This is a genomic window from Natrinema sp. DC36 (assembly GCF_020405225.1).
Taxonomy (GTDB): Archaea; Halobacteriota; Halobacteria; order Halobacteriales; family Natrialbaceae; genus Natrinema.
On sequence record NZ_CP084478.1, the window covers coordinates 1 to 17537 of the forward strand.

Annotated in this window: 27 protein-coding genes; 9 read left to right on the forward strand and 18 right to left on the reverse strand. The window is 58.6% G+C overall.

Features of this window, described 5'->3' with window-relative positions:
* The first annotated feature begins 215 nt into the window (after positions 1 to 215).
* The 4 genes from LDH74_RS26130 to LDH74_RS26145 all read left to right on the forward strand — a co-directional run bounded on the left by LDH74_RS26130 (position 216) and on the right by LDH74_RS26145 (position 2822).
* Positions 216 to 1073: a ParA family protein gene (locus tag LDH74_RS26130; protein ID WP_226043529.1), complete on the forward strand. Its 858-nt coding sequence runs from the start codon at positions 216 to 218 to the stop codon at positions 1071 to 1073.
* A complete protein-coding gene (locus LDH74_RS26135; RefSeq protein ID WP_226043530.1) occupies positions 1073 to 1453 on the forward strand; it encodes a hypothetical protein in 381 nt (126 codons plus the stop codon). The genes LDH74_RS26130 and LDH74_RS26135 overlap by 1 nt, the downstream gene beginning before the upstream one ends.
* A 42-nt stretch (positions 1454 to 1495) precedes the next feature.
* Positions 1496 to 1747, forward strand: coding sequence for a hypothetical protein (locus LDH74_RS26140; RefSeq protein ID WP_226043531.1), 252 nt, complete (start codon positions 1496 to 1498; stop codon positions 1745 to 1747).
* 502 nt (positions 1748 to 2249) lie between these two features.
* Positions 2250 to 2822 carry a hypothetical protein gene (locus LDH74_RS26145; protein ID WP_226043532.1) on the forward strand — a complete coding sequence of 191 codons (573 nt, stop codon included), beginning with the start codon at positions 2250 to 2252 and terminating at the stop codon, positions 2820 to 2822.
* Here the strand turns inward: LDH74_RS26145 and LDH74_RS26150 are convergent.
* Positions 2819 to 4531 carry a site-specific integrase gene (locus tag LDH74_RS26150; RefSeq protein ID WP_226043533.1) on the reverse strand — a complete coding sequence of 571 codons (1713 nt, stop codon included), beginning with the start codon at positions 4529 to 4531 and terminating at the stop codon, positions 2819 to 2821. The genes LDH74_RS26145 and LDH74_RS26150 overlap by 4 nt on opposite strands.
* A 220-nt stretch (positions 4532 to 4751) precedes the next feature.
* Between LDH74_RS26150 and LDH74_RS26155 the strand changes: the two genes are divergently transcribed.
* Genes LDH74_RS26155 through LDH74_RS26165 form a run of 3 tightly spaced genes read left to right on the forward strand, consistent with a single transcriptional unit; the run spans position 4752 to position 6225 of the window.
* A complete protein-coding gene (locus LDH74_RS26155; protein WP_226043534.1) occupies positions 4752 to 5036 on the forward strand; it encodes a hypothetical protein in 285 nt (94 codons plus the stop codon).
* Positions 5036 to 5437 (forward strand): hypothetical protein, encoded by a 402-nt coding sequence (locus LDH74_RS26160; RefSeq protein ID WP_226043535.1) that lies wholly within the window; start codon positions 5036 to 5038, stop codon positions 5435 to 5437. The genes LDH74_RS26155 and LDH74_RS26160 overlap by 1 nt, the downstream gene beginning before the upstream one ends.
* Entirely contained in the window at positions 5437 to 6225 is a 789-nt protein-coding gene (locus LDH74_RS26165) for a site-specific integrase (protein ID WP_226043536.1), read from the forward strand. Before LDH74_RS26160 ends, LDH74_RS26165 begins: the two co-directional genes overlap by 1 nt.
* A gap of 41 nt (positions 6226 to 6266) precedes the next feature.
* On the opposite strand, the gene LDH74_RS26170 is transcribed toward LDH74_RS26165, so the two are convergent.
* The 12 genes from LDH74_RS26170 to LDH74_RS26225 all read right to left on the reverse strand — a co-directional run bounded on the left by LDH74_RS26170 (position 6267) and on the right by LDH74_RS26225 (position 12396).
* Entirely contained in the window at positions 6267 to 6716 is a 450-nt protein-coding gene (locus tag LDH74_RS26170) for a hypothetical protein (protein ID WP_226043537.1), read from the reverse strand.
* Positions 6713 to 6955, reverse strand: a complete 243-nt coding sequence (locus tag LDH74_RS26175; RefSeq protein WP_226043538.1) for a hypothetical protein — start codon at positions 6953 to 6955, stop codon at positions 6713 to 6715. The genes LDH74_RS26170 and LDH74_RS26175 overlap by 4 nt, the downstream gene beginning before the upstream one ends.
* Before the next feature lie 540 nt (positions 6956 to 7495).
* Entirely contained in the window at positions 7496 to 9160 is a 1665-nt protein-coding gene (locus LDH74_RS26180) for a hypothetical protein (RefSeq protein WP_226043539.1), read from the reverse strand.
* A gap of 279 nt (positions 9161 to 9439) precedes the next feature.
* The gene (locus LDH74_RS26185) at positions 9440 to 9922 is read right to left on the reverse strand and encodes a hypothetical protein (RefSeq protein WP_226043540.1); all 483 of its coding nucleotides are present in this window, start codon (positions 9920 to 9922) and stop codon (positions 9440 to 9442) included.
* A 1-nt stretch (position 9923) separates the two neighbouring features.
* On the reverse strand, positions 9924 to 10103 hold the full coding sequence (locus tag LDH74_RS26190) for a hypothetical protein (protein ID WP_226043541.1): 180 nt from the start codon (positions 10101 to 10103) through the stop codon (positions 9924 to 9926).
* A complete protein-coding gene (locus tag LDH74_RS26195) occupies positions 10100 to 10303 on the reverse strand; it encodes a hypothetical protein (protein WP_226043542.1) in 204 nt (67 codons plus the stop codon). Before LDH74_RS26195 ends, LDH74_RS26190 begins: the two co-directional genes overlap by 4 nt.
* Before the next feature lie 105 nt (positions 10304 to 10408).
* Entirely contained in the window at positions 10409 to 10825 is a 417-nt protein-coding gene (locus tag LDH74_RS26200) for a hypothetical protein (protein WP_226043543.1), read from the reverse strand.
* The gene (locus LDH74_RS26205) at positions 10818 to 11123 is read right to left on the reverse strand and encodes a hypothetical protein (RefSeq protein WP_226043544.1); all 306 of its coding nucleotides are present in this window, start codon (positions 11121 to 11123) and stop codon (positions 10818 to 10820) included. The genes LDH74_RS26200 and LDH74_RS26205 overlap by 8 nt, the downstream gene beginning before the upstream one ends.
* Positions 11113 to 11376 carry a hypothetical protein gene (locus LDH74_RS26210; RefSeq protein ID WP_226043545.1) on the reverse strand — a complete coding sequence of 88 codons (264 nt, stop codon included), beginning with the start codon at positions 11374 to 11376 and terminating at the stop codon, positions 11113 to 11115. Before LDH74_RS26210 ends, LDH74_RS26205 begins: the two co-directional genes overlap by 11 nt.
* Complete coding sequence (locus tag LDH74_RS26215; RefSeq protein WP_226043546.1) at positions 11369 to 11671, reverse strand: hypothetical protein; 303 nt, start codon at positions 11669 to 11671, stop codon at positions 11369 to 11371. Before LDH74_RS26215 ends, LDH74_RS26210 begins: the two co-directional genes overlap by 8 nt.
* The gene (locus LDH74_RS26220; protein ID WP_226043547.1) at positions 11664 to 11945 is read right to left on the reverse strand and encodes a hypothetical protein; all 282 of its coding nucleotides are present in this window, start codon (positions 11943 to 11945) and stop codon (positions 11664 to 11666) included. The genes LDH74_RS26215 and LDH74_RS26220 overlap by 8 nt, the downstream gene beginning before the upstream one ends.
* Complete coding sequence (locus LDH74_RS26225) at positions 11935 to 12396, reverse strand: helix-turn-helix transcriptional regulator (RefSeq protein WP_226043548.1); 462 nt, start codon at positions 12394 to 12396, stop codon at positions 11935 to 11937. Before LDH74_RS26225 ends, LDH74_RS26220 begins: the two co-directional genes overlap by 11 nt.
* Before the next feature lie 270 nt (positions 12397 to 12666).
* Here LDH74_RS26225 and LDH74_RS26230 point away from each other — a divergent pair, with 270 nt between their 5' ends.
* Both LDH74_RS26230 and LDH74_RS26240 read left to right on the forward strand, forming a co-directional pair.
* The gene (locus LDH74_RS26230; RefSeq protein ID WP_226043549.1) at positions 12667 to 12945 is read left to right on the forward strand and encodes a MarR family transcriptional regulator; all 279 of its coding nucleotides are present in this window, start codon (positions 12667 to 12669) and stop codon (positions 12943 to 12945) included.
* Between the two features lie 346 nt (positions 12946 to 13291).
* Positions 13292 to 14059 (forward strand): hypothetical protein, encoded by a 768-nt coding sequence (locus tag LDH74_RS26240; RefSeq protein ID WP_226043551.1) that lies wholly within the window; start codon positions 13292 to 13294, stop codon positions 14057 to 14059.
* On the opposite strand, the gene LDH74_RS26245 is transcribed toward LDH74_RS26240, so the two are convergent.
* Genes LDH74_RS26245 through LDH74_RS26265 form a run of 5 tightly spaced genes read right to left on the reverse strand, consistent with a single transcriptional unit; the run spans position 14056 to position 17482 of the window.
* Positions 14056 to 14463 carry a hypothetical protein gene (locus LDH74_RS26245; protein WP_226043552.1) on the reverse strand — a complete coding sequence of 136 codons (408 nt, stop codon included), beginning with the start codon at positions 14461 to 14463 and terminating at the stop codon, positions 14056 to 14058. The genes LDH74_RS26240 and LDH74_RS26245 overlap by 4 nt on opposite strands.
* Positions 14460 to 14861 carry a hypothetical protein gene (locus LDH74_RS26250; protein WP_226043553.1) on the reverse strand — a complete coding sequence of 134 codons (402 nt, stop codon included), beginning with the start codon at positions 14859 to 14861 and terminating at the stop codon, positions 14460 to 14462. Before LDH74_RS26250 ends, LDH74_RS26245 begins: the two co-directional genes overlap by 4 nt.
* 53 nt (positions 14862 to 14914) lie before the next feature.
* A complete protein-coding gene (locus LDH74_RS26255) occupies positions 14915 to 15256 on the reverse strand; it encodes a hypothetical protein (protein ID WP_226043554.1) in 342 nt (113 codons plus the stop codon).
* The gene (locus LDH74_RS26260) at positions 15253 to 15627 is read right to left on the reverse strand and encodes a hypothetical protein (RefSeq protein ID WP_226043555.1); all 375 of its coding nucleotides are present in this window, start codon (positions 15625 to 15627) and stop codon (positions 15253 to 15255) included. Before LDH74_RS26260 ends, LDH74_RS26255 begins: the two co-directional genes overlap by 4 nt.
* A gap of 1 nt (position 15628) precedes the next feature.
* Complete coding sequence (locus tag LDH74_RS26265; RefSeq protein ID WP_226043556.1) at positions 15629 to 17482, reverse strand: sulfite exporter TauE/SafE family protein; 1854 nt, start codon at positions 17480 to 17482, stop codon at positions 15629 to 15631.
* Positions 17483 to 17537: the final 55 nt, after the last annotated feature.

The window sequence follows — 17537 nt, forward strand, 5'->3', positions numbered from 1 at the left end:
GTCTCACGCTCACACGGGAAGCAGGGAATCCACATCTCCACCCATCCACCCGACCATCACCAGTTGCCCTCCCTCATCCCCCACTCTTGGCACTGTCAGAGGCCGTAGCCGCCCTTTCCACGTTTTAAACTGTATATGGCTATACAGAGCTTTGGCCGCGACTGGTAGGAATACTTTTAAGTTATGCGCAAACGTTTGCGCAAACGGAAACGCAAATGTATAACAATAGCAAACGAGCAGCGACCTTCCTCGATAAGGGGGGAACTGGTAAAACGACCTCTGCAGCGCATCTCGGCGTCGGTCTCGCCGAACAAGGAGAAGACGTCCTCTTGATCGACCTCGCCGGGAAACAGGGGGACCTCGCGAAACACTTCGGCGTCTGGGGCGACGTCCAGGACCAGATCGAAGCCGACGACGACTGGCCGAACATCTCGACGGTATTCGCCGAGGAGTGGGGACAAATCGCCTCGAAGCTGGGCGACGCGGCCGTTGAGAGCCTAATCATCGAAACCGGCGAGGGCGTCGACCTGATCCCCGCACATCCGGGGCTCGACTCGCTTGACGCAGATCTCGGAAACATCGACGACGCTCGCGAGCGCTACTCTCGCCTCGAGGAGTTCCTTGACGAGTTCATCGATCCACTGTACGACGTTGTCATCATCGACCTCCCGGGGCTGACGAATAACGTGTCCTACAACGGGCTTTGGGCGACGAAGAACGTCATCGCGCCGGTCGAGATGGGGCCGTTCGAGAGTGAACAGGCCACGGCGCTGCGACGCGACCTCGATAAGATCGAGGACCAGTTCGACGTCGACGTTGAGCTCGCGATGATCCTCCCGAACAAGGTCGACTCGAGAACGAAGCTCGCGACGGAGTATCTCGAGGACTTTGGTGAGGAGTACGAAGACGCGATCGCGCCGGCGCACGTCCCGGTCTCGCAGGACATCCGGAACGCTGCCGACGCCGGCCAGACTGTGTTCGCCCTCGAGGAGCCATCGTCGACGGCGACGCGCGCACGAGATGCATTCATGGAAAACGCCTCAGCGCTGCAGAAACGACTAGGTGGTAACTGATGAGCGACCTCGATGAACTCAGAGACGCGACCCAGAAAGGAGATCGGCTCGACGAATCGAACAACGACTCGGATGAGGACCTCGTCGACGAGATCGTCGGCGCGATCACCGAGGTCGAATCCGGTGATCGACCGAAGACGATCGCCGTTCGCGACCAGCCGATCGCCGCGCTGCTCGCCGCGCTCGACGAGGCCGACCAGGATGAGATGGTCGACGTCGGCCACGCCCTCGAGGACGCGCTCAATCGTGACCACTCCGACGAGTTCGATCGGTCGGAGATCGCTCGACTGGCGTTCCGCGTCGGCCTCCAGGAGGCGGCGCCGGAGATAATGGACCAACTGGGCGAGGCGATCGGGAAGCACGCTCAGCAGAACGTCTAACAGAATCGTTTGCGTTTGCGTAAACGCAATCATAAACAATATATGAACGAGCCACACGATTCAGAGGAAACACGTATTGAACAGCCGGAGACGGACGTCAAAGGGAATCGAATCGAATATGTGTACGTCGTGTACCGGCCAGCCGCGAACAGCGATCTCGGTCGCTGCGAGATACTCGGCGTCCACAAGAGCGAGGAAAGTGCAGAGAGCCACCGAGAGGCTGCCTCGTTGATGGGTGACTGCGAGATTGAGGAGAAGGACCTGAAGCCCCACGGTGATTGGAATGCCCAGTGAGGAATCCCCATCCCGACTTGGTCAGGGCACCGGAAACAGCGTCTGGGCCTGCAACCAGTGCAACGTCGTACTGCTGGACTCGGACCGGCCAAACTGGTGTCCAGTCTGCAAGCAACGCGAGGAAAGCACTCACACGCCGGATCAACTGTTTCGGGAGGCTACGCTATGACTACTGGCGAGAAGTCTCCAACGCGGATTGAACGTGCTCGAGAAAGCCGCCTCGAACGATGGGGGACAATCGCTCTGATCGGAGTGTGGATTCCGACTGTGATCGCGTTCCCGAGTTCGTTCCCGGTAGCAGTCGCGTGTCTGGTCATCTGGATAGCGATTCTCGGCAGCAAACAGGTGATTGGATGAGCGAGAACTCCCCACTGCGAGGCGATCGGGAAGCACGCTCAGCAAAACGTCTAACACAATCGTTTGCGTTTGCGTAAACGGAAACATATACGCAGATGAATCGCTTCAATCGTTTGCGTTTGCGTAAACGGAAACATATACGCAGATGAATCGCTTCAATCGTTTTCCATCGGAAGAGTACAGCGAGTTCGTCGACGTCGTCCAGGAGTACACCGACGCCGATCACGAACCAGGGGAGGATGTCCTCCGTGCGCTCGCCGACGCCCTCGAGGACCATCTCCGAGAGGGCTTCAAGAGACGATGGGGCGTCGATGAGGCCGCCGACACTGCCTGCATCCGCCGCGAGATCACCGGCGCCGACGAGTGCGAGTGCGGGTCGACGTCCGCCCGCTCGTGGATCCATCGCGAACAGGAGGCAGTCGGCGGTCGCGATGATCCGCCCCACGCGGCGCCGCACAGCGATCACGCGACGCTCTGGCTCGATGACGGCGAGCCGGTTTTATATTCGATGCACATCTCGATGCCGGAGATCCAAAGCGTCTCGAGGACCGCAGCGCCGGATGGCGAGACGATACGCAACGGCTGGTTCGACATCTTCGAGTTCGCGCAGCACTGGGGCCTCGAGGTCGGCGTGACGCCCTGGAGCCACTATCACGCGTTCTCGCGGACGAACGTCGTCCTTTACTCGCCGGAGTGGATGAACAGCCCCAGATCCTAACTCACTCGAATTTCTTCAAGCAGCGCGGCAACTGCATCCTCCGCGCTCGGTGTGATCCGATTAATCGTCACTCCTCCGAGCAGCGCAGCGATCGCCACCGCGATTACCTGCGTTGGATCGCCCGCAGCCAGGTCCTGCAGCGATCCGGTCCAGTAGGTCATCGTGAGAGCGATGCCAGCGAGCAGGAGCCAACTGACGCCGATCTTCGCGGCCGTCGGTCGGTCTGGTGGGTACCCATCGAACTCCGGATGTGCGCGGAGGACCTTGTCCTTCGTCCGGGCCCAGGCCAGCGCCGCCGACGTCGCGGCCCCGGAGAGCCACGCGATCGCCCCGCCGACCGTCGTCGCCATCGCGGTCTCCCCGGTCTCTTCACGTTCGGCCTCGAGCGCCTCCGCCATGATGATGATCTGCTCCAGCTGGTCGAACAGTTGCGGTTCGGTCTGGATGACGCTCTCGAGGCGCTGGACCGAGCGGAGATCGTCGGAGGTGACATCGCCGTCGATGATCATCTGCCGCAGCCCTTTCTCGGGGGCGGCCGGGTTCGTGACCGTGTGCTGGACGGCCTCGATCTCCGCGTCGATCGGATGACGACAGTGGATGCAGCGGTCCAGGCCGCGCGGCGTCCAGGTCTCACACGATGCGCATCGGATCGGCGCCGTGTCTTCGGTCTCTTCGATGTCTTCGACGTCGTGGCCACGCGCGCGAAGAACGCTCGTGTGCGTCGCCTCGCTGAAGGCCGCGATGTAGTGTTCTGGGGAGTCAGTGTTCGGTGCCCAGCCGAAGCGGCTGCGGAGGTCCCGCTCGTTGATGGTGGCCTGCGCAGCGAGGATCGATGCTGCCGATCGGCGGAAGTGCTGCGGTGAGTTGTCCTTCTCGAAGTCGATCCGGTCGGCGGCCTTGTCGAAGACGGTCGACAGCGCGCTGTAGCCGAGCCAGTCGTTTTTGTTCAGCTTCGTCCAGATGTACGTCTCCGGCTGCATCCCCGGCTCTGTCTCGTGATGTGCGGGATGCTCCTCTTCGATCCATTTCCGCAGGAACGGCGCCCCGACCGAGATGACGACCTCGCGCCGCCCGGTCTTCGTGTCTGCTGGCAGCGAGAGCATGATCTTGTCCTCGAGGAGGTGGACGTCGCGGTACTGGAGGTCCCAGAGTTCGCTCATCGGCCGCAGGCCGCCGTCCCACTGGAGCATGACCAAGGCCTTGTCGCGGGTATGGTCCAGGCCCTTGACCATCAGCACGACGTCGGTGTAGCGGATGATGTTCCCCGGCTTCGGCGCCGGGTCGCGTTCGACGTCCTTCGATGGCGAGATCCGTTCGAAGCGCTCGGGGCGATCGCCGTCGATCAGGAGCTCGGCGAAGACGCGCAGCGCCGAGAGCGGGGACTGCTTCGAGTAGCCGCTGTAGTCCTGGTCATCGATCCACATCAGCATCTCGTCGACGGCCGCCTGGCCACGCTCGCCCTCCTGGAGGGATGCCGCGAGTTCCCCGGTCTCGAGTGCAAGCATCAGCGTCTGTTTCAGGAGGTTCGAGTGCTGGTAGCCGCCGAATCGGCTCTGGGCAGCGTTGATCCGTCTGATCTCTTCATCGAATTCGATGAGGACCTCCCGATCGGCATCGGAGAGATCGGTCTCACGTTTATCGGGTGGTCCGTCGATCCGTTCCCGGAGGGACCTGACCCGGGCTTGTGCGTAGTCGTCTGAGAGGGACATATCAACGAGTATGAAGGGGTGACGGATAAAACCTTAGGCTGGAATTTAACATTCCCAAAGTGGATACAGCGTTGAGTCCTACATTCCGACACAGATTACTTAAACTGCGTGTAGAAATACAAGCCTTTTTTATGGTATATCGACAATCCTCTCTCGAGCACAGGAGGTCCACGAGAACGGGACCCGGTGCTGAAGACACCGAACCCCTGTGCCGCCTACGATGACGACGAGAGACGATACGAACGCCAGGAGTGATAACTCTGGCGTACAGACCGACTCAGACGCACAGGACGTGCTCGACTGCCTGCGACGAAACGGCGGTCGAGAGCGAAGACAGCGGATCCTCTACGCGACGCAGCTGCCCCAGACCCTCCTCGATGATGTCCTCCTGGACCTCGAGGCCGCGGGCTACATCGTGATCGTGCCGAGTTACGCCGGTGACCGGGTGATCCTCACGGAACTGGTCGACTCGGAAACGATCAAATCGATAGCGGGGTGGCGCTGATGGACGTCGACGACGAGACACTCGCGTTGTTCGCGTCACTGAAGCTGGGACTGCGACCAGCAGAGGCACACGAGATCATCAGCAACGAACGGCGCCGTGTCCTCATCCGCGAACTGGCCGCCGTCGACGAAACCGACCATCGCGGAGAGATCGTCGTCGACGTCAGCGAGCTCGCCGAGGCGATCGCCGCAGCGGAGGCCGGGATCACACCGGACGAGGTCTCAAGGAAACACCGTCGTCGCGTGTACATCGCGCTGCTCCAGAGCCATGCGCCGCTGCTGGACTCCTACGGCGTGGTCCGGTTCTTTGACCGGCCGAAGAAGATCCAGGCCAGCAGCGAGGTCGACGCACTCGCCACGATCCTTGAGGCGATCCGTGTCGCGTGTTGGAGGGCAGAGTGATGGCGTCCGATCGGACGCACAGCCGCGAGTTCGCGCTGAACGAACGGGAGTTCGAGCTGTTGCTCCGCGGCGCTCGAGAGCTGAAAGAGCCGTTTGATTTCGAGGCGCGGCTCGTGATCCACCTCGCAGCGAAGTTGGGGCTGCGCGCCGGCGAGATCGCGCACCTCCGTACGGACTGGATCAATTTCTACGAACGGGTCATCGAGATCCCGCAGTTCGATGAGTGCGACTTCGGGAGCGACGGCGGCGTCTGTGGCTACTGCCGAGGCCGGGCGCGAGACCGGATCGAGACGATCAACCTCTCCCTCGAGGAGGCGAAAGAGGAGATCCGCGACGAGCACGGCGCCGACGTCGTCGACGATCTCGACGAGGCGACGCTCGAGAAGATGGCGAAGAAAAAACAAGAGGAGACAAACATCACGATGGAAGAGGCCCTCGAAGAGCGCTGGAATCCGAAGACGTCCGCGGGATCACGAGCGGTTCCGTTCGACTTCGACGTCCGGACCCAGATGTGCATCGAGGAGTTCGCAGACCAGTATGATCGCTTTCCGAAGTCCAGAGCGACGGTGAACCGTCGAATCAACCAGGCCGCTGAGGAAGCTGGCCTCGAGGAGCGTGTGTTCCCGCACGCGCTGCGGGCGACGTCGGCCTCGCTGCTGGTCCTGCACGGAGTCAGTGCGCACTCCCTGATGGCGATTCTCGGCTGGGAGGACATTTCGACTGCGAGGGTGTACATCTCCTCTAACGAACAGTCAGCAGCGAACGAGGTGAGAAGCAAGCACCGCTAGGGCGCTATCCCCTACTCAATATTTGTGAGTTCATAGCTCATCTATCGATTATCCGTGTAGCTAGCTATGAATTCCCCCTCTGTGGTCTGGAGCGGCTGAAATTCTCCTTTGATGTATACCGCACTCTTAACAACATCTCGGAAGAGGCTCTCTGCTGCCGCTGCGGGCCCCTCGATAAAGAGATACGAAGCGTAGCCAGTTTTGTCTCGCTCTTCCCTCCCATCTGCTGTAATCACGCTTTCTGTTCGCTCTCTCGTAGGATCTTCCGCAGTCCATAGTGAGAGTCCGTCTGTGGCAGTCCACTGGTGGGAAGTGGCTCCAGGAGCTGCCTGGGGGTGCTGTCCTGTGTACTCCAGCCCATGTTCCCGCGCCAGGTCTCTAAACGTCTCACCGTCACCAAAATCAGTATAATGTAACTCTGCGAAAGCGAATGTCGTATCTGATTCCTCCCGACACTTCTGGCAATGGGTCGTGATTCCGCTATCCGTCATAGTAGGATCCCGTCTTTAACCTCAACGCCATCGGGAGATACGAACCGAACGGTCCCATCGTCCAATACTTCTCGCTTGAGCCAGCCGGCGGCAGCGATCACGTTCAATGTCTCGCGAGCGGTACGCTCGGAGACGTCGGCGATCTCGGCGATCTTTTCCGGCCTGGCCGACTCCCCGTTCACAATCGTGCGCGCAAGGCTGTACTTCCAGACACGGTCGCGGGTCCGTTCTTGTACCATACATGTGAATAATTGCTTAACCATGAAAATACTTTCGTTTGGTAATACAGGATACAAGTGGTATATGGGCGATACAGTCTCTGTATCTGCCGTGCATTAGGCCCATGAGCATATTCACATGCCATGAGATTATTTACTACCCCTACGATCGCGCCCGGAGGAACGCGCTGAATCACCGATTCCGGCAGTAGAAGGATTGAGGCGTACATATTCTCCCCAAAGGTTGGTCAATTGTCAGTCTCGCGCCCCGGTCCTTCGCACTAACGGTACGGTATAAGGGAAATCGGCGGAATCCTGCCCCACCAAGCCTTCTGCGGGGCGGTGAGGGGTCGCGAAGCGACCCCGTAATGCGGATTTTTCGCTAGAAAAATCCGCTGCGGCCATACTTATTCTACCACCGGCCGGCCGGTCGGCGGGGGGTGGCCCCCCAGCGCTAGGCGCTCCCGCTTCGCTACAGGGGATTAGAGTATGAACGAATATACGAACGGGAACGGCGAAAATAGCTGTCGCTCGCGACCTGGCGAACCGGGCCGAGGACGCTTAACCGGCGGCGGCCTCCTCGGCTTCGTCCTCGCGGAAGACCGTGTCCGCCTGCCACGGCTCGAGATCGTCGGAATGTTCGGCGTCGGCCTCGAGGGCGGCGTCGGCATGACGAGCGTCCGCCAGCCACTCGTCGTCCTCAAGCAGGCCTTCGCGACGGATCTGCTCGAGCGGGCGCAGCTTCCCAGTGCAGCATTCGCATCCCTCGTCTTCTTCCTCGCTGCTGGCCTCCTGGTCGGCGTCGATCTCGACGTCCTCCTGGTCGGCGATCGGCTCGATCGCAGCGACGGGCTCATCCGAACCCTCATAAAGGCGGTCGCTCGGAACGTCAGGGACGTTACCGCCCCAGCCGCCGTTTCCAACCGGCTGGCCCCAGGCGTCGCGAACCGTCACGTCACCGCCGCCGCCGGAGTGTGTGGAGATCTCGACTGAGAGATTCCCTTCCAGTAGGTGGTGATGGATGAGGTCATTGTCGACCTTGAGGCGCTTGCCCGGATCGTCGGGATAGAGCTCTTCCAAAATGTTGCGCGCAAGTTCGTCGGGATCGTCGACGCCGGGCAGCTCCTGGCCGCACTCGGTCGACGTGATGTTGATCCCGAGCATCTCGTAGGCGTTTCGTTCCGCGCAGTTCGTGGCCCACTCCAGGTCGGCCGGCGACGGCGAGAATCGAGAACTATTTCGGATCCCGTCTCCCTCGAAGGAGCCGACCTCCCAGACTGTCGAGCGCATCTGATCGCCGTTCTGCACGATCGAGCAGTGGGAGATGTCGTACATCAGAACCCTGAGCATCTTGCCGTCGTTCTGGATGGAACGGTCTTTGTCGTCCGCGATTCGATGAATCACCCAGCCGGTCGCGGCCTCGATCTCCTCGGTCATCTCCCCGCCTTTCAAAAAGTCACCCGCGACGACACAGTGGTAGTGCGGGTTCCACGCGAGCTCCTCACGAACGCCGTCCTCGCCGTGCCAGTCGAGTTGATGATACAGTCGCGGCTTCCATTCGCCCAGGTCGTCGGTGGCGCCGGCGTCTTTCTCGAGCTCACCATCTTCGTTCTTCCCTCGGTAGTCGTGTCGGATGAGCATTCCCTGGGCGCGCATCTCGTTGAGGATGTCCTTCACGACCTGGCGGGTTTCCTCGTTTGCCTCCTCGAGCGTGTATCCGCTGCGGGCGAGATCGTAGTACCAGCCGAGGGGCGCGCTGATGATCTGGTGGTGCAGAAGGATATTCCTGTTCCAATTCGGATCCTCCTTCATCGATTTGTACTGCTCGATCCGAACGCGGCGCATCTTCGCGGCCTTCTTCTTCGCGTAGTCGGCGTTCCAGGCGGCCCCGCAGCGGGCGCAGACTGATCGGCTGCACGTCCGTCCGAAATCGACGTGCCACCCACAGTCATCACACACGTGCGGGTGTGGATTCCCGCAGTCATCATACGCGTTCTCTGCGTATCCATCCGGCCCCATGCCGGGGAGTAACGGGTCTTCGACCGGCCCATTCTGGGCAAACTTCTCACGAACCATCTCGCGGTCTGACTCGTCTCGCCAGTTGAGACCGTCCATTTTCCCGCCCTCGAGCCTGATACCATGCTTGTTCAGCACTTTCAGAATAGGGCTGATGATGTTCTCGGCTTCCGCTCTTTTCCCAGACTCGGCTGGGTGGTCCTCGCTCATCGCGACCCACCGTTGTTAGCGACTCTATTCTCGAGACGTACGGTTTGAGTGTCTGTTGTTGCGTTTTGCATACTGATTGCTCCCACTATGCGCTAACTGGGAAGCGGACGTTGTCCTCGATCAAGACAGAGCCTCGGCTGCTCGAGGGGGTAATCTTATCTTGATTGAGTCCGAAAAAGGGGTTGTGCACGCCGCCTTTTCCGGAGCGCAGATCGGTTAGCTCATGCTCTCCTGTTTTACAGCGAACTGCCATAAAGCTAGAGGGACCGTCTGACGCGGTCATCGGATCACCTCTGTCGGTATCACGCGCGACCAGGCGAGCTGTCGGTAGCCCTCTTCCCCCGATCGATCCTCGCGAGTAGTCCAGCCGTCCGAGATCAACCCGTCAACGGTCGTCGCGGTCGCGATGGCCATCGCGACGACCCGATGATCAGTCCCACGCAGCCTGTACACCGCGAAAAGGTACGCACCGGCCTCCTTGACGAGCCGCTCGTGCTGGCGTTTGCGTATATAAAAACGCCCACAGCGCGAGTTCGCATACTCGATCTGGCAGCCTTTGATCTCGACTGGGGTTCCGACCTCGAGGAGGTTGATTCCAACACCGAGCAGATCCTCGTTTGGCTCCAGGACCACGTCGACACACGCATCGTGCCACCGTGCAACCCGGTCAGGGACGTACGAGACCTCGGGGACGCGATCGCAAACGATCGCCTCGATCTCCTCGCCGGAGTGCTTCGAGCTCGGGATGTCCGAAGCGGCCATCTCAGTCCCACCCCTCTTGCTTCGTCCGGCGTGCGATTGCGAGCTGAGCGAGTGCCGCGAGCTCGAGACGCTTGGAGTCCTGGTCGTCGACGGCCTCGCGAGCCGCGCCGATCGCGTCGGCCGCCTCGAGGCGAGTCTCGTTCGTCTTCGTCGACGAAGACGAGGACGACTCAGCGCTCATCGCGATGCCTCCTCTTGAGTGGTACTTTCGAGGAACTTCCCAGCAGCACTGCCAGCGGAGAGGTTCTCGTAGATGTCACACGAAGGACAGCGATGGACGCGATCGCGATGATCTCCGAAACCCCGTCGAAACTGCGGCGTGACGTGCGAGCCACAGTTCAGACAGCAATCCATCTCGGCCGCGTCGGCTTCGAGTTGCATCACGAGAGACCACCCGAATTAGGATTTGGCTCGCCGCATCGCGGGCACTGCACTGGATTGACGATTGGGTTGACAGATCGGCCGCAGTCGGCACACGTCCAGAGATTACTCATCGGAACGACCCTCCTCTGGCTCGTGCCAACTTGTGTACTTCCCCCAGGTGACTCCGCACGCTTCGCACTCGGCGAACTCGCACGTCGGTTCTCCGTCGGCGGTGTACCCGAAGGCGGTTTTCTCCATTCGACGGCCGCAGTTGATGCAGTCCGGGGCATCTCCTGGACGTCGCACACAGCAGAACTGGGCGTCGTCTTTCGAGTCGTGGACGAGCCCGCAGTTCTGGCACGAGAATCCGAACCGCTTACCGCGGCAGTCCGAACAGAGCGGGACCGGGACCTCGTCGTATCCCATCCCCTCGTCGTGCGTGATCACGACCTCGACGAGCTGGAGATCGCGACGATCGAACCGATGCTCGCAGTCGTAGCACTGCATCCGATGGTCGTCACCGGGATATGTCTCAGACATCGGTCTCACCACCGGATCGATCAGTAGCCGTGTCTACTGAGCGATAGTGGAGACGGACGAGGTCGGCGTTGTAGAGTTGATTCTCGACTCGTGGTCCGCCGGGGGTTTCCACTTCCCATTCGAGGTAGTACAGGCGCTTGTCCCCGTCAGCGTCATGCAGACGCCGCTTCACGGTGTACTCTCTCGGGTCGTTCTCAAAGCCGCCGGTCCCCGGCATCTGTGAGATTCCTTGCTGTTCTACCAGCGTCTCGCCCTGCTCGAACTCCCACTCAGTACCGCTCGAGGCATTACCGGTCATCGTACCCTCCGTCGACGTCGATGACATCGCCCGCGAGCGCCCACTGATCGATCGAATCGATCTTCGGCTCTGCGGTGTCGCGCCACTCCTCGGGCTCGCAGTCGGGACACTTCGGGACGTCGTGGCCGTCCTCGAGGATCAGCTCCATCCAGATGTCGCCGAGGAGCATCGGATCGAAGCAGTCCGGGCAGTCCGCGATGATGTGGTTATCGAGAGTGGCCTCCCGGACCTTCGGCTCGACGAGATCAGTCATCGGATCTCCTCCCGCGGAGCCCGGCGGTCGGATCACGTCCTAAATCCAAATCCGATTCTGGCAGACTCCCTGGTGGACGTCCACTCAGGAAATCGTTTGTACTATCGTTCGTCTTATCTTCGCCGTCGCTCCGGACGACGTCGTGTGCCTCCAGGTAGAACGCGATCGCCCGTCCGATCACGTTCTCGTTCGATGGAACCTCTCCATCGTCCTGGTACATCATGAGACCGCGGGCGGCCTCGAGCTGGTTGGACGTCTCCTCGTCAAGTTCGATTTGAAGGTTGTCGTCAGTCATCGCGATCACCCTCGTCGTCAGCGATACCTCCATCAGTCACGGCCTTCGGCTCGGTGTCTGACTCGTCGAGGATCTCCTCGAGAGCGTCGATCGTGCCCTGAATATCCTCGTCGGTGAAAAGTGGGACGCCATCTGTGAGCTCTCCGTTCTCGTCGAACTCGACGATCTCCGCGCCGTCGTTCTTGTTCCAGATACCGACGCCCCAGCCATCATGCTCTTCGTCGATGATGGTGACGAACTCGTTTTCGTGCGCCCAGCCCGTTTTACTGGACATCGCGGCCCCCGTCCGTCGCCGCCGTCTCGGACTTCTCGACTGAGAGCCCGCACGCGTCGGCCGCTAGAAAGACGTGATGCTGGAGCATCGACCGGCCAGCATCCGTCAACGGGTATTCGTTCGTCCGCCTGTCCAGCTCGTGTTTCTCGATCAGCCCGTAATCGCGGAGCTTGTCGAGATTCGGGTACAGCTGAGCGCCATTCAGGCTCTTCGAATGATGTTGTTCGTACTCGCGCTTGATCCCGAGTCCGTAGACTCTCGAGTCCTGGTCGTCTGCCTCGAGGCGACCGATCGCCTCGAGGATATCGCGCTGAGTCGAGTTGAGGTCGGACCACGAGACACCGCCGTCTGCGATGACTCGTGAGTCACCAGAAGAAGTGACTGTTCTGCCGCCCGACTTTTTTTCCGCCGATTCGATACTGTTTTCAGTTGGGTTATCGTCTGTTGACATGGTTTCGCTACCTCCATTAGCGGAACCACAGCGGGCCGATGCTAGATCCATCGGCCTGCATTTCTGACGAGATATCAACCCGCCAGAGCAGCGTGCAGTTTCATCCGGATATCGTCCCGACGTGATTCCTACCCAATACTGTATATCCCATATACATAAGTGTTCATCCAACAGCAGTCTCGGAGTTTTAACTGCCCCATAATGGAGTTGTGAAACTCGCAACTGTTGATTTCCACCCGCATTATGATAGTTAGAAGACCGCGTTAAGGTATGAGGAAACACGGAGAGTGGATGACGCAGGTTGATGAAAGGATCCTCGAGTATCTGTCTGAAAATGGAAATCATCAACCTCATGCGATTGCGGACAATCTCCGTGAAATTGGAGTAGACCTCGATTACCATAGCAACTCGATCAATCGTAGATGTCGAGAACTCCGTGACTACAGGCTTATCATCAACGTTGGAGGTGGTGTCTACTCGACCACAGACCTTGGCGAGCAATTTCTTGCGGGAGATCTCGATGCTGGGACTCTTGAGAAGGACGAATGACCTCATCAGTCGTCGTACCCCGGTAGTTCGATATCCTCTCGAGAGATGAGGTCGCCTGTTCGTCGATCACGGAGCTCGTCGAACTCCGGATCAACATCGTCCGAGAGATGTCGGCTACATTGCTGGCACCAAAAGTGGAAGTTCGTCGGCTCCCAGCTTCGATGCCCTTGCGGACACGTGTATCGCCAGCGGTCCGTCTTCCTTTCAAGTTGGACCTCAGTTCGAGTACCCATCGACACGAGAGAGGATAGGGTACATAAAAGTGGTCGGCCAAAGGCGCGCAGTGAAAGTGAAAGTGAAAGTCGTCTGCAAGAGAATTTATTGGTATCTGTAGATAGATGGTAGTATGGCGAAACTCTACTGGGGGCTCAAACGCTGGCAGTGGTTGGTCATTTTTTTAGTAGCGATCTGGGGTGGATACCTGAATACAAAGGGAGAATCAAGCATGCCAATAGTTGCATCTATCCTGCTGACAGCACCTCTCTACTACATCCTTGTGAGAATTTCTGTAGGTGCATTTCGCTACCTAAAGTACGAATATTGGGACAATCCGCTCTACGCAAATCCTAATAAGAAACAAAGGGAGGAAAAATATTTCACTCTCGTACTTTCTGGTCTACTACTGTTCGTTCTATCGATAGCATCAGCATTTGCTATAGGAGCTGTCACTGGCCCTGACAACGTTGATCCAGACAACCCATACAACAAGGAAACGCTGGTGGTTGGTATGAACGGGTCAGTAAGTCAGAATGAGGAAGTGGCTGTCAAAGAAGCATTCGAGTACTGGGAAGGAACCAGCGAGAAATACGCTGGCTACCCGATACAGTACGACTTCCAACTGAACGAGGAGAATCCAGACGTTCTAGTCGAGTGGGAAGATGAGATCGAGTCATGTGGTGAACGGTATGATGTGGATCCTGCTGGTTGTGCGGATTTAGTTAGTGAAAACTATACTGTACCTGAGCCAGTCGTGATACGTATCGAAAGGCGCTATTCGTACGGCGAGACGATAGAGCTCCTACGGCACGAGGTCGGGCATACCCTCGGGTTGAGACATGACGATGAGCCGCAACGCATCATGGCCGTCGAAGAAATGAGAGATCGAGACAGTTAGTCAGCCGTTCGAAACGGGAAGAGGTCACCATAGCTTGGACAGACGAACTGAATCCAGTTGATCAGCGCAGCCAGCGCGATCAGCAGGGAGATCTCCGGCGCGGCTTCCGGTGCGCCCATCGTGATCGCGACCGCCTCGCCCAGCTGGGCGAACGTGTGATCGAGCAGCGGGAGGAACGGCACCAGGAGCAACCCCATGATCGTACCGGCGATCGTCGGCGCGAGATGCGCGATTCGGACCCAGAGGATCGGCGTCCCTTCTCGCCACTCGATTCGCGAGACAGCGCCCAGTCGGGTCCGCTCGAATCCGACGTTGGCGAACGGATACGCGACCACCATGTGCGTTGCCTCGTGCAAGAGATCCGCGGGCACGAGCAGCGACGTGAGCCACGCGAGTCGGCTCACTGGGATGTCACCCCGGTTGGTCGACGGTCACGTTCAGGGCGTTCGTTGGCCCGCTGTGCCGGTCCCTTAACCAGCAGGACCAATGGGTCCCAGAGCATCACGAACACGACCTGCAGCGTCACACCGGCGAGAGATACTAACTCAACCCACGAAGAGACGCCGTGGAACTGGAGTGGGAAGGCGAAATACACGAAGGCGATCCCGCAGACCACACAGAACGGTGGGAAGAGATGGACAACGTAGACGGCCCACGGTTTGATGTCTTCGAGGACGACCGGGACGTCCGTCGTTAACTCTCGAGTCGTCTTGCAGTTCGGTTTGTAGCTCGTAATCCAGTAGTATCCGAGCTGGTTGAATCCTCCTCGCCACCATATCCCGACGAAGAAGAACAGTTCCAATGCCTCAACGACGGATTTGCGTAAGCGTTTGCGTATGTGTTTTCGTTCCATGATCAGTTGAAGTTCCGAATCAGTCCGATGATGCCGATCGCCAGTGCGATCCAGAAGATCCCCCAGGCGACGCCAACCAGAGCGCCCGGCAGCATCGGGATCAGCGATCCCGAGAGCAGTGCCAGAACGGTCGCTGGGATGACGACGTCACCGGTACGTGCGTAGAGCGGAGCGACGACTATGCCGACGACGATAACCGAGAACAGCGGCTCTCCGATCGAGTCGACCGGGATTCCGAACAGGAGCTCACCCCACTCTCCATTGAAGAGCTTGTCAGCTGCGAGATCGCCATCGTATCCGTAGTCCGGGCTGGTCGTGTTGTTCGTCGTATTGTTGGGGCTCATTCCAACACCACCCCGCGGATGATTTGCACTGCTGAGAGGTAGTATAGCGGTCGTACGACCAGATTCATTATCGGGAAAATGAACCACTCCGGGAATCCAACATTGACCAGCCCTGCTCGTGTTGGATTCAACAGAATGACGATATTCAGAAAGTACCCAATTGCATCAGCTGCAAATCCGAGGTAGTCGGTGACGTCCGGATTCGTCGAGACATCGTCATCCTTCAGAGAGACGTCGTCGACGTGATCTTCGCGCACTCCGGTATCTGGATTCATGCCGATATGGTCGTTGAATCCAGATTGTTCCATCATCGCGGCTGATGCCGTCAGTGCCAGGATCGCCATGAAGATCCCGACTGCTCGCATCCCCATCTCAGACACCTCCTCCGTAGCGCGATCTGAGCGCTCCTAACAGCGCGATCACTCCGGCGAGTCCCAGCGCTGCTGGATGGATCGGGATCCAGCCCAGCCAGGTCAGCGCCGTCGCGAAGGCCACGATGATGATCGCCCCGCCGCCGGAGATCAGCCCCGCGACTAAGCCCGCGATCGCGACGAGGAAGATTTGCGCGAACACCCGCAGCCACTTATCGTCGATCGGGAGGTCGAGTTCCTCGAGTTTCCCGAGTTGGACGGTCGTCTCGAAGTCATCTCCATCGCGATCGGCCTGGGCAGTCACGATGAGATCCATCTCTGACTGATTATCAGTCAGTGGAATGATCTCCGAGTAAGACGTGACGTCGTACTGCGTCGCTTCGAAGATGATATCGTTATTCTTGCGATTCCGAACTGTGATATCGAGTTGGTTCGTCGCATCCTCTGTATCGTTGTACATGAGTCTCAGCTTTTCTTGTCCATCTTCTTCGATTTCGTTCGCATCGAATACGACTGCCTGTCCCTCCGGTGGAGACCAGACGATGCGACCGATGTCGAGCGTCGTCGGCCCTGGAGAGGTCGGGATATAGCTCCCCAGAATTCGTTCGTCACCCTCTGCGTTCCGGATAACGATCCTGTACCTATCGTTGTATGCGAGCGTGGTCTCGAATCGACCATCGGCTGCGAAGTAGTCCCCAGAAACCGTTCGCCATCGGAATTCATCGCTTCCGACCGCGAGCGACTTCTGGATATAGAGTTCAGAATCCTGAGATGGGAAGTTTCGCGTACGGTCGTTGAGAACGAACGTCATATCGACGGACTCTGCATCTTCTGAGAGCAGATAGACGTTCTGCTGCCGAGTGATATCGCGAATAAGTATTCGACGATCGTTCCAGTTGTCGGCTTCAACCGTGATCACGATCGGTTGGTCAAGGGGAAGACCTGTCAGGCTCATTTTCCCATCCGTGACGTCTTCTTGGATAGTTAGATCCTCCGAGTAGATCGATGCAGTCATGTTGAACTGCTCATCGTCAACCAATTCATCAGGGTTGAGTTCATCACGGATATACAGCGTGTCAGGCGTCGAAAACTGGAAACTATGAGATACCTGACTTCCAAAGGAATCGGAGACGTTGACACTCCAATTGTAGTCTCCGCCACTATCGACGGTGATCTCAGTCGAGACGGTCCCGTTTTGAGTGAGCGTTTCGTTCGTGACGAGATCGCCCTCCAAGTAGATCTCGACGTTGAGCTCATCGTTGGGGAAGTCATCATCCGCGATTTGGGCAGACAGGTTGAGCGTCCGTGATGTGACTGATCCTCCATCTACCGGGGATTCGTTGGAGATCTCCGGAACGCTGATGTCTGCCGTCTGGATCTCGACGTCGTGGGTTCCGTCTGGAAGCTCGAACGTGACGGCACCTGTCGAACTGCTCTGGACGGTCGAGAGTGTCATCCCGGTATCCGCATCGACGGCTTCGTACCAGGTCGTGCTGCCGACGTCGTAGAACGTGACCGTAGTACTCTCGGATGCTTGGTAGGTAAAATCCGTTGTCGATGAGTCGATCTCGACGTCAGAGTAGTCGATCGAGTTGATGCCACCTTTAAGCCCGACACGCTGTTGGCCGGAGACATCGGCCTCGAGCGTCGTCGAGCCGACATCAAGATTCGAGAGCTGGGTTTGACTGCTGTCAGACCCGAACTGGTCGACCTGAACGCGAGTCGATCCCTCGCTGTAGAAAACGCCTTCTGGAGACAGATCGACCGTGTGAGCATCTGGGAAGAAGACAGAGACGTTCGAGTCAGTCTCGGTGTTGAGATCGACTGTTGGCCCGTCGGCCTGGTAGTACGTCACTCCCGACGTCGAAGTATGGAAATAGTCCACCGCAGCAACGGCTATGAATGGAATC

Excerpts from the sequence above, each read along its gene's own strand:
- LDH74_RS26220 (WP_226043547.1), bottom strand. The coding sequence starts at position 11,945 with ATGTCCAGTAAAACGGGCTGGGCGCACGAAAACGAGTTCGTCACCATC.
- LDH74_RS26160 (WP_226043535.1), top strand. The coding sequence starts at position 5,036 with ATGGACGTCGACGACGAGACACTCGCGTTGTTCGCGTCACTGAAGCTG.
- LDH74_RS26190 (WP_226043541.1), bottom strand. The coding sequence starts at position 10,103 with ATGAGCGCTGAGTCGTCCTCGTCTTCGTCGACGAAGACGAACGAGACT.
- LDH74_RS26260 (WP_226043555.1), bottom strand. The coding sequence starts at position 15,627 with ATGGGGATGCGAGCAGTCGGGATCTTCATGGCGATCCTGGCACTGACG.
- LDH74_RS26180 (WP_226043539.1), bottom strand. The coding sequence starts at position 9,160 with ATGAGCGAGGACCACCCAGCCGAGTCTGGGAAAAGAGCGGAAGCCGAG.
- LDH74_RS26215 (WP_226043546.1), bottom strand. The coding sequence starts at position 11,671 with ATGACTGACGACAACCTTCAAATCGAACTTGACGAGGAGACGTCCAAC.
- LDH74_RS26155 (WP_226043534.1), top strand. The coding sequence starts at position 4,752 with ATGACGACGAGAGACGATACGAACGCCAGGAGTGATAACTCTGGCGTA.
- LDH74_RS26145 (WP_226043532.1), top strand. The coding sequence starts at position 2,250 with ATGAATCGCTTCAATCGTTTTCCATCGGAAGAGTACAGCGAGTTCGTC.
- LDH74_RS26135 (WP_226043530.1), top strand. The coding sequence starts at position 1,073 with ATGAGCGACCTCGATGAACTCAGAGACGCGACCCAGAAAGGAGATCGG.
- LDH74_RS26130 (WP_226043529.1), top strand. The coding sequence starts at position 216 with ATGTATAACAATAGCAAACGAGCAGCGACCTTCCTCGATAAGGGGGGA.
- LDH74_RS26185 (WP_226043540.1), bottom strand. The coding sequence starts at position 9,922 with ATGGCCGCTTCGGACATCCCGAGCTCGAAGCACTCCGGCGAGGAGATC.
- LDH74_RS26230 (WP_226043549.1), top strand. The coding sequence starts at position 12,667 with ATGAGGAAACACGGAGAGTGGATGACGCAGGTTGATGAAAGGATCCTC.
- LDH74_RS26200 (WP_226043543.1), bottom strand. The coding sequence starts at position 10,825 with ATGTCTGAGACATATCCCGGTGACGACCATCGGATGCAGTGCTACGAC.
- LDH74_RS26225 (WP_226043548.1), bottom strand. The coding sequence starts at position 12,396 with ATGTCAACAGACGATAACCCAACTGAAAACAGTATCGAATCGGCGGAA.
- LDH74_RS26165 (WP_226043536.1), top strand. The coding sequence starts at position 5,437 with ATGGCGTCCGATCGGACGCACAGCCGCGAGTTCGCGCTGAACGAACGG.
- LDH74_RS26195 (WP_226043542.1), bottom strand. The coding sequence starts at position 10,303 with ATGCAACTCGAAGCCGACGCGGCCGAGATGGATTGCTGTCTGAACTGT.
- LDH74_RS26210 (WP_226043545.1), bottom strand. The coding sequence starts at position 11,376 with ATGACTGATCTCGTCGAGCCGAAGGTCCGGGAGGCCACTCTCGATAAC.
- LDH74_RS26175 (WP_226043538.1), bottom strand. The coding sequence starts at position 6,955 with ATGGTACAAGAACGGACCCGCGACCGTGTCTGGAAGTACAGCCTTGCG.
- LDH74_RS26170 (WP_226043537.1), bottom strand. The coding sequence starts at position 6,716 with ATGACGGATAGCGGAATCACGACCCATTGCCAGAAGTGTCGGGAGGAA.
- LDH74_RS26240 (WP_226043551.1), top strand. The coding sequence starts at position 13,292 with ATGGCGAAACTCTACTGGGGGCTCAAACGCTGGCAGTGGTTGGTCATT.
- LDH74_RS26255 (WP_226043554.1), bottom strand. The coding sequence starts at position 15,256 with ATGAGCCCCAACAATACGACGAACAACACGACCAGCCCGGACTACGGA.
- LDH74_RS26150 (WP_226043533.1), bottom strand. The coding sequence starts at position 4,531 with ATGTCCCTCTCAGACGACTACGCACAAGCCCGGGTCAGGTCCCTCCGG.
- LDH74_RS26205 (WP_226043544.1), bottom strand. The coding sequence starts at position 11,123 with ATGACCGGTAATGCCTCGAGCGGTACTGAGTGGGAGTTCGAGCAGGGC.
- LDH74_RS26140 (WP_226043531.1), top strand. The coding sequence starts at position 1,496 with ATGAACGAGCCACACGATTCAGAGGAAACACGTATTGAACAGCCGGAG.